The sequence below is a fragment of the Arthrobacter sp. SO5 genome (assembly GCF_020532805.1).
GTDB lineage: Bacteria > Actinomycetota > Actinomycetes > Actinomycetales > Micrococcaceae > Arthrobacter.
The window spans coordinates 15,732-27,525 of sequence record NZ_MQTQ01000028.1 but is presented as its reverse complement, the minus strand read 5'-3'; the positions used below and the strand labels follow the sequence as shown (position 1 = coordinate 27,525).

General features: G+C 69.4%; 11 protein-coding genes and 1 riboswitch. Of the genes, 5 read left to right on the top strand and 6 right to left on the bottom strand.

Translation table 11 applies throughout. From position 1 onward, the window contains the following. Positions 1-1,411 (top strand): aminodeoxychorismate synthase component I (pabB, locus tag BJG92_RS05060; protein ID WP_232082933.1); only part of this gene is annotated, 1,411 nt, incomplete at its 5' end. Between the two features lie 42 nt (positions 1,412-1,453). Here the strand turns inward: pabB and cls are convergent. Beyond that, a complete protein-coding gene (gene cls / locus BJG92_RS05055) occupies positions 1,454-2,908 on the bottom strand; it encodes a cardiolipin synthase (RefSeq protein ID WP_232082932.1) in 1,455 nt (484 codons plus the stop codon). 112 nt (positions 2,909-3,020) lie between these two features. Between cls and BJG92_RS05050 the strand changes: the two genes are divergently transcribed. Next, complete coding sequence (locus BJG92_RS05050; RefSeq protein WP_232082931.1) at positions 3,021-3,989, top strand: aminodeoxychorismate lyase; 969 nt, start codon at positions 3,021-3,023, stop codon at positions 3,987-3,989. A 171-nt stretch (positions 3,990-4,160) separates the two neighbouring features. Here BJG92_RS05050 and BJG92_RS05045 read toward each other — a convergent pair whose 3' ends face one another. Further along, on the bottom strand, positions 4,161-5,081 hold the full coding sequence (locus BJG92_RS05045; protein ID WP_232082930.1) for a hypothetical protein: 921 nt from the start codon (positions 5,079-5,081) through the stop codon (positions 4,161-4,163). A 279-nt stretch (positions 5,082-5,360) separates the two neighbouring features. Then, a riboswitch (SAM riboswitch) is annotated at positions 5,361-5,475 on the top strand. Between the two features lie 109 nt (positions 5,476-5,584). On the opposite strand from BJG92_RS05045, the gene BJG92_RS05040 reads away from it, so the two are divergent. The 3 genes from BJG92_RS05040 to BJG92_RS05030 are packed head-to-tail and all read left to right on the top strand — an operon-like array spanning position 5,585 to position 7,414. Continuing rightward, positions 5,585-5,788: a DUF1737 domain-containing protein gene (locus BJG92_RS05040; RefSeq protein ID WP_232082947.1), complete on the top strand. Its 204-nt coding sequence runs from the start codon at positions 5,585-5,587 to the stop codon at positions 5,786-5,788. Then, positions 5,785-6,204 (top strand): rhodanese-like domain-containing protein, encoded by a 420-nt coding sequence (locus BJG92_RS05035; protein ID WP_232082929.1) that lies wholly within the window; start codon positions 5,785-5,787, stop codon positions 6,202-6,204. The genes BJG92_RS05040 and BJG92_RS05035 overlap by 4 nt, the downstream gene beginning before the upstream one ends. Before the next feature lies 1 nt (position 6,205). Next, a complete protein-coding gene (locus BJG92_RS05030; protein ID WP_232082928.1) occupies positions 6,206-7,414 on the top strand; it encodes an O-succinylhomoserine sulfhydrylase in 1,209 nt (402 codons plus the stop codon). Here BJG92_RS05030 and BJG92_RS05025 read toward each other — a convergent pair. The 4 genes from BJG92_RS05025 to BJG92_RS05010 all read right to left on the bottom strand — a co-directional run. After that, the gene (locus BJG92_RS05025) at positions 7,411-8,601 is read right to left on the bottom strand and encodes a glutamate--cysteine ligase (RefSeq protein ID WP_232082927.1); all 1,191 of its coding nucleotides are present in this window, start codon (positions 8,599-8,601) and stop codon (positions 7,411-7,413) included. The genes BJG92_RS05030 and BJG92_RS05025 overlap by 4 nt on opposite strands. Before the next feature lie 135 nt (positions 8,602-8,736). After that, the gene (locus BJG92_RS05020; protein ID WP_232082926.1) at positions 8,737-10,260 is read right to left on the bottom strand and encodes a UDP-N-acetylglucosamine 1-carboxyvinyltransferase; all 1,524 of its coding nucleotides are present in this window, start codon (positions 10,258-10,260) and stop codon (positions 8,737-8,739) included. Positions 10,261-10,371: 111 nt separating this feature from the next. Next, positions 10,372-11,175, bottom strand: coding sequence for an energy-coupling factor transporter transmembrane protein EcfT (locus BJG92_RS05015; RefSeq protein WP_232082925.1), 804 nt, complete (start codon positions 11,173-11,175; stop codon positions 10,372-10,374). After that, positions 11,172-11,794: ABC transporter ATP-binding protein (locus BJG92_RS05010; protein ID WP_232082924.1), on the bottom strand; the 623-nt coding region annotated here is incomplete at its 5' end. The genes BJG92_RS05010 and BJG92_RS05015, both read right to left, overlap by 4 nt.

Sequence of the window (11,794 nt, the reverse complement as noted above, 5' to 3'; positions counted from 1 at the left end):
GGACCCGGCGGGTCCGGGCGCCGGGCCGGCGGGACCGGCGGAACCGGCGGGTCCGGGCGCCGGGCCGGATGCCGCGGAACGCAGCCGCTTCAGCATCCTGGCCGACGACGGCGGACGCTTCGGCCAGTCCGTCCGGCACAGTTCCGGCACGACAAGCGTGAGCGTCGGCAACGCCACAGTGAGAACAGTGGGACCGTTCTTCCGTTGGCTGGACGGGGTCTGGGGGCGCCGCGCCCTCCGCGCGCCCGATGGCTACCCGTGCGAATTCACGCTGGGCTGGCTCGGATACCTCGGCTACGAACTCAAGCGTGAAACCGGCGGCAGCGACGTCACGGCGCAGACGCCCGACGCCTGCCTGCTTTTCGCCGGCCGTGCCGTCGTCGTGGACCACGTGGAACGCACGGTGTGGCTGCTGGCCCTGGACACCCCCGACGCCGCTGACTGGCTGGAGAGAGCCCGAGCGGCCGTCACCGAAGCCTCGCGCGGGGAGCCGGCGGCGGCAGGCGACGGCAACCACGGCGCGGTGCACGCTCCACCGGCGTCCGCCGGACCGGACTTCACCGCACGGGATGCGAAAGCCTCCTACACCGCAAAGATCACCGAGGCCCAGCACCAGATCGCTGAGGGCAACACCTACGAGGTCTGTCTCACCACCGCCCTGACCGCGCAGGCGCCCGCCGGCGGCCCGGATCCCTGGCAGGCCTACCTGGCGCTGCGCCGACGCAACCCCGCCCCCTTCGCCAGTTTCCTGCGCTTCGGCGAACTCGCGGTCGCCAGCACCTCGCCGGAGCGCTTCCTGCGGATCGCGGCCGACGGCCGGATGCGGGCCGAGCCGATCAAGGGCACCCGCGGCCGGGACGCCGACGCCGCACGGGATGCGGCGCTGCGCCGGGACCTCGAATCCTCGCCCAAGGACCGCGCCGAAAACATCATGATCGTGGACCTGCTCCGCAACGACCTGAGCCATTTCGCCGTACCCGGTTCCGTATCCGTGAGCCGGCTGTGCGCGATCGAAAGCTACGCCACCGTCCACCAGATGGTGAGCACCATCGACGCCCGGCTCAAGCCCGGGATGCCGCGGGCCGAGGCTGTCGCCGCCTGCTTCCCGGCCGGATCCATGACGGGCGCCCCGAAGGTCAGCACCATGGCCATCCTGGACCGGCTCGAAGGCGCGCCGCGCGGCGTGTACTCCGGCGCGATCGGCTACTTCTCGCTGAACGGAGCCACCGACCTCGCCGTCGCGATCCGCACCCTCGTGATCGAGGGGCGGGCAGGCGGCGGGGCGCAACTCAGCCTCGGGATCGGCGGGGCGATCACGGCGGATTCCTCGCCGCAGCAGGAGTACGAGGAGATCCGGACCAAGGCCTACGGGGTCCTCTCGGCACTCGGCGCCCGGTTCCCGGCTGGTTGAGCTGACTGACTGCAGCCGGCGGCCAGGCTTTCGCGCAGCCTGCTACTGCAGCGTGGCCGTGAGCCGTGCCACGTTGTCCACGTACTTGACCATCACGGGCCGTTTGGTCCAGTCGTCGAGTACAAGTTCGTGCGAAATGTCGCGGTAGGTGGCCTCAACGGCCCGGATCCTCTGCACGATGTCCTCGCCCAGGAGCATCACCGAGACCTCGAGGTTCAGCGAGAAGGACCGCATATCCATGTTGCTGGACCCGAGGACTGCCAATTCGTCGTCGATCGTGAAGTGCTTGGCGTGCAGCACGTAGGGGGCCTTGTACAGGTAGATCCGCACCCCCGCCTCGAGCAGGGCCTCGTAGTAGGACTGCTGGGCGTGGTGGACCAGGAACTGGTCGCCTTTTTCCGAGACAAACAGTTCGACGTCGACGCCGCGCTGGGCCGCCGTCGTCACCGCGTACAGCAGGGAGTCGTCGGGGACGAAATACGGGCTGCAGATCGAGATCTTGTGCTGGGCCGAGTAGATGAGCGTGTTGAAGAGCCGCAGGTTGTTCTCGGTGATGAAGCCGGGGCCGCTGGGCACCACCTGGGCCGTGATGTTGCCGGCATGGAGTTCGGGCTCGTGCGCGAGCTGGTCCTCGAGCGATTCGTCGGTCTCGCTGAGCCAGTCCGTGGCGAAGACGACGTTCAGCGTGGTGACGATCGGGCCGCGCAGGCAGGCCATCAGCTCCACCCACTCGCGGCCAACCTTGCGGTGCCGCGGGTTGTTGTAGGACGGTTCGATCAGGTTCTGCGAACCGGTGAACGCGATTTCGCCGTCGATCACCATGATTTTGCGGTGGTTGCGCAGGTCCGGCCGGCGCCACTGCCCCCGCAGCGGGCTCAGCGGCAGCATCGGCCGCCAGCGGATCTTGCCCGCCTCGAGGCGGGCAATGAGTTTCCGGTAGCCCTTGATCCGCAGCGTGCCGAGGTGGTCGAAGAGAATGCGCACTTCGACGCCGCGCTCGGCGGCCTCCTCGAGTGCCGTGAACAGCTCGTCTGTGACGTGGTCCGTGCTCATGATGTAGAACTCGGCGTTGACGAAGTTCTTCGCCTCACGGACGGCCGCGGTCATTGCCTTGATCGAATCCGGGTAGCCGGGCAGCAGCTCCACGCTGTTGCCGTCCACCATCGGCAGCGACCCCAGGGTCTTGTTCAGCTCCGCAGCGGAAGCCACCCACTCCGGACCCGCGTAGTGGCTTTCGACGGCGGCCAGCTGGGAAGCGCCTGCGCGGACCCGGCTGTTCACGGCGTCCTGCTGCGCCCTGCGCTTGCGGGACAGCCGGAAGTTGCCGAAGAGCAGGAACAGCACCAGGCCCACGGCGGGCACGAAGAAGATGATCAGCAGCCACGCCATGGCGGTGGTGGGGCGGCGGTTTCCGGGGATGATGCCCAGGGCCAGCGCGCGGATGGCGAAGTCGATCAGGGTCAAAATGAGAATCGCCCAGGACGGAAGTGTCTCCATCAGCGAAAACGGCCACAGCACAGGCGAACCCCTCGAGCAAAGGCCCGCGGAAGAGTTCCGGAACGGGCAACCTGCAAATCCTATCCGAGGACGGCCGCACTAAGCTGAAGCCATGACTTCTCCTGCCCCCGTTCCCGGCCCGGCCACCGTCCTGGTCTTCCTGGATCCCGAGTTTGACAACGGCCGCATCGCCGACGCCACCCGGCCGCAACTGATGGCCACGGACCAGGGTGCCACCCGCGGGGACGGCGTGTTTGAGTCCCTGCTGGCCGTGGGCGGCCGGCCCCGCAAGCTGCAGGCCCACCTGGACCGCCTCGCCGGGTCCGCCCGCGCGCTGGAGCTTGACCTTCCGTCGGAGGACGCCTGGCGCCGGGCGATTGAGACGGCGGTTGGCGAGTACCGCGGCCGGCGGCCTTCCCCCGAAGAAGGTGCCGCCGGCGACGCGGACGAACTCGTCGTGAAGCTCGTGGCGACCCGCGGCGTCGAGGGCGCCGGCGCGCCGACATGCTGGGTCCAGGCCTCCGAACCCGGTGCCGCCGGCCGCCGCCAGCGCGAGACCGGGATCGACGTGATCCTCCTGGACCGCGGCTACGACAGCGAGGTGGGCGAGCGCGCCCCCTGGCTGCTTTTGGGGGCCAAGACCCTCTCCTATGCGGTCAACATGGCCGCGCTGCGTTACGCCCACAAACAGGGCGCCGACGACGTGATCTTCACCTCCGCCGACGGCCGGGTCCTGGAGGGCCCGACGTCGACCGTGCTGCTGGCGCATCTGGAAACCTCCGACGACGGCGCCGGCGGTGTCCGCACCGTCCGGCGGCTCATCACCCCCCAGCTGGACAGCGGAATCCTGCCAGGCACCTCGCAGGGCGCCCTGTTCACCGCGGCCAAGGCCGCCGGCTGGGAGCTGGGCTACGGCCCGCTGGAGCCGAAGGACCTGTACGACGCCGACTCCGTGTGGCTCATTTCGAGCATCCGGCTGCTGGCGCCCGTCAACCACATCGACGGCCGCGAAATCGGCACCGCAGAACTGCGCCGGCAGCTCACCGCCGAACTCAACGCCCTGTACGCCACGATCGAATAACCCCCGATCTAGAGCAACGCGGGGTCACCTAGCGCCCATCCTGCGGCCCGGGATGGGCGCGAGGTGACCCCGCGTTGCGGATGGTGGTCAGCGCGGGCTGGCCCCGCCTGGCAGGCCTCGGTCCGGAGCTCGAGGACACCAAGCCACAGGTGCTCTCGGGGCACTGTTGCCTCAGCCCACGGCATATGCGTGCGCCGTCGGAGACCGCCGGAACGATGCAGGGTTGAACGACGGGAGCAGGAACGCCGCCAGAACCGCGTCGAGCAGCTCGGGCGCGGAGGCGCTGCTGGCCCCGAAATGCGCGTGGACACTGAGCACCACCGGGGTGCCGTCGGCCCGGCGCCGGATGTCGACGTCCACTGGCCCGGTCAGGCCGAGTACGCGGACAGCCGCCAGTGCGAGTTTGCCGATATCGGTGCCTTCGCCTGCCGGCAAGCGCCGGCTCACCCCGCCGCTGCCGGGGGTTGGGAAACCCGGTTCCAATTGCTTCACGACGACGGCGAATGGTGCCAGTGCGTTACGCACCGGAGTGCCGAACACCATGGCGCAGTAGGCGGCACCGGGGATCAACTCCTGCACGATCTGGCCGTCCGGCAGGAGCCCCCAGTCCACCGAACTGGCTTCCGCCAGGACCCGGACCCCCTTTCCAGCGCAGGCGAGCCGGGCCCTCACGGCGACTGGACCGCCGAGGGCCGCCAGGGACGCCGGGGCGGCGGCGAAGTCGCTGGGCACTCCGAACCGTGGAACCGGGACCCCCGCCGCGTGCAGCGTCCAGGCGGTGAAGAGTCGGTCGGCGGCGAGGGCGACCGGCCCGGGGTCGGCGACGATGAGCCGGACGCCGTCGGCAAACCCGGCGCGGGCGGCGGCCAGAAGCGGAAGCTCCCCGCCGAGCGTGGGAATGACCACGTTGAGGGATTGTGCGTCAATGAGCCGGCGGAGTGCGGGGATCCAGCCGGGATCACCGACCGGCGGGATCAGGACGGCCTCGGCGCCAGGCACTTCGCGGACGTCAGCGCCGAGTACGGGAATTCCCCGGGCCGCTAGCTGGGCGGCGACAGCTCGGCCTGCCGCGCCGCCTATTCCGGTAACCAATACACGCGGGCCCATGGTTCTCCCTCCGCTGCGGGCGCCGGCGCCGAACCTACGGCGACCTCGCCTCGCAGGCATTTAAGACCTTGCCGGCCACATGGCCGGCCCTGTCCTCCCAGTAAATGCGCTCAGGTCCGGGCACACACGAGTGGCTGCTACCTGAGAACCTGCCCCGGCACCACTGGCAGTACCTGCATTCCCCGGAACCGGTCCTGGGCTCCCGTGACTGAACATGACGGCCCGGCGCTGCGGGCCGGCGTCGCAGGTGTTACGTTTTTGGGGAGTAATGAGACCCGGCGCCAAGCCCTGACTGGCCGGTCGGCAACCCTCCCTTTCGCGGCGGGGTGCCTCAGGTGAGTACTCGGCATATCGACCATTCGAGCTGCAAGCGTGAAAGAAGGAGATCCGTCGTGCCTGACGCGCCCGCCACACCTGTGCCAAACACAGCACCCGTCCCGTCCACCGCCGTCCCGGGGGCCGCGCCCGGCGCTACGGCGGGCGAAAAGCTGCCCTACCGCCTGTTCACCGGCCCCGATGACCGCGCCTTTTGCGAGCGGGTATCGGCGGCCCTGGCCGAGGGCTACGTGCTGCACGGAAGCCCGTCCGCCACCTTCAACGGCACCGCCGTCGTCGTCGCCCAGGCCGTGGTGTTGCCGGCCGCCATGGCGAGCGCGGACGCCGCCGTCGAGTCCCTCGGGGCCCACGCGTGAGCTACGCCGGAGACCTCACCCCGCAGCAGGCCTGGGCCAAGCTCGCGGCCGGCGCCGTCCTGGTGGACGTCCGCACCGGCGGCGAGTGGGCGCACATCGGCGTCCCGGACACCACGTCCGCAACCGAAAAGCCGAATGATCCGCTGTTCATCCAGTGGAACCTGGCCGGCGGCATCCCCAATCCGAACTTCATCGAGCAGCTGAAGCAGCAGGCGCCCGACGGCGCAAACACCGAGCTTGTGTTCCTGTGCCGTTCCGGCGTCCGATCCGTCGCCGCCGCCAGTGCCGCCGCCGAGGCGGGCTTCACCGCCTACAACGTCCTCGAAGGCTTCGAAGGCGAACCGGACGGGCACGGGGAACGGACAGTCAACGGCTGGAAAAACCGCGGCCTGCCCACTACCACCGGGAAGCGCTGACGTGGCCTTCAATCCCGACGCCGCAGGCTGGAGCCCCGACACCCAGGCCGTCAGGGGCGGCCTGGACCGCACCGGCTTCCAGGAAACCACAGAGCCGGCCTTCCTCAATTCCGGCTTCGTCTACGAATCCGCCGCCGCGGCGGAACGCGCTTTCACCGGCGAGGACGACCGCTTCGTCTACTCCCGCTACGGCAACCCCTCGGTGGCGACCTTCCAGGAACGCCTCCGGCTGCTCGAAGGAACCGAGGCGTGCTTTGCGACGGCGTCCGGCATGTCCGCGGTGTTTACCGCCCTCGGCGCGCTGCTGGCGGCCGGGGACCGCGTGGTCGCCGCCCGCTCGCTGTTCGGGTCCTGCTTTGTGATCCTCAATGAGATCCTGCCGCGCTGGGGCGTGGAGACGGTCTTCGTGGACGGCCCGGACCTCGAGCAGTGGCGGGCTGCCCTCGCGCAGCCGGCGACGGCGGTCTTCTTCGAGTCGCCGTCCAATCCCATGCAGGAAATCGTGGACATCGCCGCCGTGAGCGAACTGGCCCACGCGGCCGGCGCCACGGTGGTCGTGGACAACGTCTTTGCCACCCCGCTGCTGCAGCGCTGCGGGGACCTCGGCGCGGACGTGGTGGTCTACTCCGGCACCAAACACATCGACGGCCAGGGCCGGGTGCTGGGCGGCGCGATCCTGGGCACCAGGGAGTTCATCGAGGGCCCGGTCAAGCAGCTCATGCGCCACACTGGCCCGGCGCTTTCCGCGTTCAACGCCTGGGTCCTCACCAAGGGCCTGGAAACCATGTCACTGAGGGTGAACCACTCCTCGGCATCGGCCCTGCGGCTGGCCGCCTGGCTCCAGGAGCAGCTCCAGGTCAGCACGGTGCTGTATCCGCTCCTGAAATCCCATCCGCAGTACGAGCTCGCTGCCCGGCAGATGAAGGCCGGCGGCACCGTGCTCACCTTCGAGCTCTCGCCCTCGCCGGGGCGTTCCGCGAAGGAGGCCGCCTTCGCGCTGCTGGATGCGCTGCGGATCATCGACATTTCCAATAATCTGGGTGATGCGAAGTCCCTCATCACGCACCCGGCCACCACCACGCACCGTGCCATGGGCCCGGCGGGCCGCGCGGCAATCGGCCTGGGCGACGGCGTCGTCCGGCTTTCCGTGGGCCTGGAGGACGTCGAGGATCTGATCCGGGACATGCGCCAGGCGCTCAAACAGGTCTAGCCGCGCCGGACCCGGCCCAGAAGGGACGTTTCGACGGAGGGGACGCCGGATTCGGCCCCCTGCAGGGTCAGGGTGATGGCCCGGGCGACGACGGCGGCGAGCCCGCCCTGCGCGTACGGCCGCCGCTGTAACTGCGAGCCGGTCCCCTCCGCGAGGATCCGGGCGATACCCAGCTGCACCAGGCCCAGCTCGCCCTGGTCCGCCAGCACTGGGGCCAGATAGTCCACGAAGGCCTGGACGACTTCCCTGGCGGGGGCGGGCGTGAAGGTTCCGAAGTCCAGCAACTGCCCCCGCAGCCCGCAATTGCTGGCCTGCCACGCCGCCATGCGAAGCAGCGCCGTCGGCACCGGGGCGGGATCAACGCCGTCGTTCCATTCCCGGCATGCCGTTTCCACCAGCGCCCGCACCATTACCGCAATCAGCGCCGCGTCCTCGGACCGCAGGCAGATGTCGGCGACCCGGACCTCGACGGTGGGGTGGTGCCGGCAGAGCCGCGCGTCGAAGTAGATCATCCCCTCGTCCAGCAGCACACCGCTTTCCACGAGCCGGGTCACCACCCGCCGGTAGACCGGCAGGCTGCCGAAGATCATCGTGGGGCCCGAGCCCGGCCAGCGGTTCCAGGCCTGCGTGCGGTAGCTTTCGAACCCCGTCTCCGCACCGTTCCAGTAGGGCGAGTTCGCGCTGAGGGCTATCAGCACGGCCAGCTTGTCGCGGATCCGGTCCAGGACCGCTACGCCCTCTTCCGGGGACTCCACGAAGGTGTGGACGTGGAAGCCGCAGGTCAGCTGGTTCCGGACGGTGCGCCCGAAGCGTTCCTGCATGGTGACGTACCGGGGCGAGGGCGTCGTGTGCGTCGCCGAGCCCCGGGGCGAGGTGGCCAGGGCGGCCACGCGCCCTCCGTGCAGCCGGGCGGCCCGGTCCGCGAGTGCACGGCTCTGGTTGACCTGCCGCAGAAGCTCCGCATGGTCAAGGCACGGCCGCGTCTGGGTTTCGATCTGCTCAAGCTTGAGCTCGAAGCTGAACCCGGCATCCTCGTGGACCGGCGGCCAGGGGGCTGCCGGCCCGTCCGGGCCGGCGTCCGGTTTGGGCGCCACGAGGCTGGGCAGCATGGCATCGGCCAGGGGAAGGGGCAGCCCCGATTCCGGATCCACGATGAGGAGTTCTTCCTCCACGCCGAACGTGCGCATAGATCTATTGTGCGTCAGGATCGGCCCCAGCGCGCTACCCCAACGCGGGGTCACTCCGCGCCCATGCGGGGCCACCGGACGGGCGCGATCTGACCCCGCGTTGCTTGGGCCGGCGGGGTCAGCGGGGTCAGCGGGTCAATCCTGGAAGTACTCGATCTTCGCGCCGATGGTGTTCAGCCGCTCGGCCAGGTCCTCGTAGCCGCGTTCGATCACGTAGATGTTGCGCAGTTCCGAAACGCCGCGGGCTGCCAGCATGGCCAGCAGCAGGCACGCGGCCGGGCGGAGGGCCGGCGGGCAGCCCACCTCGGCGGCGCGCCACTTGGTGGGTCCGTTGACGTAGATCCGGTGCGGGTCGAGCAGCTGCACGCGGGCGCCGAGCTTGTTCAGTTCGGTCAGGTAGATCGCGCGGTTGTCATAGACCCAGTCGTGGATCATCGTCTGGCCCTGGGCGTTGGCCGCGATGACCGCGAAGAACGGCAGGTTGTCGATGTTCAGGCCCGGGAACGGCATGGGGTGGATCTTGTCTTCCGGCGCACGCAGTTCGGAAGGCCGGGTGGTGACGTCCACCAGCCGGGTCCGGCCGTTGCGGGCCAGGTACTCGCCGGACACCGCCAGCCGCTGGCCCATCTGCTCCAGGGTCGCGAGTTCGATTTCCATGAACTCGATGGGGACACGGCGGATGGTGACCTCGGAGTTCGTCACAATGCCCGCGGTGATGAGGCTCATCGCCTCGATGGGGTCCTCGGACGGGAAGTACTCGATGTCGGCATCGATCGAGGGGCGGCCGGTAATCTTCAGGGTGGTGGTGCCCACGCCCTCGATCTCCACGCCGAGCATCTGCAGGTAGAAGCAGAGGTCCTGCACCATGTAATTGGGGCTGGCGTTGCGGATGATGGTGCGGCCGGGGCGGTGGGCGGCGGCCATGATGGCATTTTCGGTGACGGTGTCACCGCGTTCGCTCAGCACGAAGGACCGGTCGCGCCCGTCCGACGGCGGCGCCTGCACGGCGTAGAAACCGGACTTCGCGTCCACGCTGAGCCCGAATTGGCGCAGCGCCTGCATGTGCGGCTGCACCGTGCGGGTGCCGAGGTCGCAACCGCCGGCGTAAGGGAGCCGGTATTCGCTTGATTCGTCCAGCAGGGGACCCAGCAGCATAATGACGCTGCGGGTGCGGCGGGCTGCCTCCACGTCCATGGAATCGAGGTCCAGGACGGCGGGGCGGCGGATCTGCAGGTCGCTGGCGTTGAGCCAGGTGCATTCGACGCCGATGCTCGTCAGCACCTCCACGATCCGGTTAACCTCTTCAATCCGGGCCAGGCGCCGCAGCGTCGTGGTGCCGCGGTTAATCAGGCTGGCGCATAACAGCGCCACGCCGGCGTTCTTGCTGCTGTTGACGTCGACGGCGCCGGCCAGGGTGCGGCCGCCCTCGACCCGGAGGTGCGTCATGGCCGGGCGGCCCACCTCAACGATGGTGCGTCCGAAAATGGATTCCAGCCGCTGGATCATTTTCAGGCTCAGGTTCTGCTTGCCCTGTTCCATCCGGGCGATGGCGCTCTGGCTGGTCCCCAGCTCGGCTGCCAGCTGTCCTTGGGTCCAGCCTTTCTGGCCGCGGGCATCCCGGAGCAGCGCCCCTACGTGTTCGGCAGTATGTTGAGTCATCCCAAGAAAATATCACGGATGAGCTATTGAACCGCGGAATGACCGCCGGAGTGCCGCTAATCTCACACTAATATCCGTATTGTGCGATAAACCGACGTTGGGGTGCCCATGCTACTGCGGTGCGAGGAAGACCATGTTCCAGGTCCCGGCGCCCAGCGCCGCGGTTACCGCCGCGCCGGCGATCAGCAGTCCGCCGAGCACCACCCAGGCGTCCAGCCGGCTGAACGTCGAGGTCCGGGCCCAGGTGCGCCGGGCGCCGCCGAACCCCCGGGCCTCCATGGTGACCGCCAGCCGGGTGGCCCGCCGGACTGCCTGGACCAGCAGCCCGAAGCTTTGCCCCAGCACGGCCCGGAGCCGCTGTAGCGGATTCCCGTGCGAGCCGACGCCCCGGGCCCGGCGCGCCATGCCGATGGTCTGCCATTCCTCGGCCATGAGCCCCACGAGCCGCAGCGCGGCCAGCGTGCCCAGGACAAAACGGTGCGGGAGTTTCGCCTTCTGCGCCAGGGCGTCGGCCAGGTCCGTGGGGTCGGTGCAGCTCATCAGCAGGACCGCCGGAAGCGCGATGGCCAGGCCCCGGAGCATGAAGCCCGCCCCGAGCTCCAGGGACCCCTCGCTGATGGACCAGATGCCGGCGTCGAACAGGATGTTCCCGCTGTCCGGCGCCAGGATCGTGGTGCTCCAGCCGCCCAGCGCGGCCGCCAGGATCAGCGGCCAGCCTCGTTTCCACAGCAATCCGGGGGTCAGCCCGGCCAGGGGGACCAGGAGCAGCTCGCAGGCGAGCGCCACCGAGGCGGACACCCAGTCGATGGACAGCGCCAGGACCATGGTGATGAGGACGACGGCGGCGAACTTCGCCAGGGGGTTCGCTCGGGTGAGGAGGGAGCGGTTGCCGTCCAGCGTCAGTTCCTCCCTCACTGCGCGCCGGCCCTTCCCGGCGCCGCGGGCGCCGGTTCCAGGCGGTCCGGGGCGCGGAGGCTGAGTTCGGTGCCGCCCAGGGCCGCGGTAAATTCCGCATCGTGGGTCACGGAGACCACGGCCGTGCCGGCGTCGAGCAGTTCGGTGAGGAAGGAGGCAAGTTCTGCCCACGTGGTGGCGTCCTGGCCGAAGGTCGGCTCGTCCAGGACCAGCACCTGCGGGTGGGCGGCGAGCACGGTGGCCACGGAGAGGCGCCGTTTTTCGCCGCCGGAGAGGGTGTAGGGGTTGGCGTCCACCAACGTGGCCAGGCGCAGCCGTTCCAGCAGTTCGTCCACGCGGTCCTCGCCGCGGCCCAGGTGCCGGGGACCGAACGTCAACTCGTCCAGGACGCGGCCGGTGACGAATTGGTGTTCGGGTTCCTGGAAAACGGTGCCGATCCTGGTGATCAGCTGCTTGGCCTTCCAGCGGTAGGGGTCAATCCCGGCTCCGCCGCTGAGCTCCGGCGTGGCGGACACCGCACCGGACACGGGAGCCAGCAGTCCGGCCAGGGTCAGGGCGAAGGTCGACTTCCCCGAGCCGTTGGGCCCCGTGACGGTCAGTGCCTCGCCGGCACGGACCT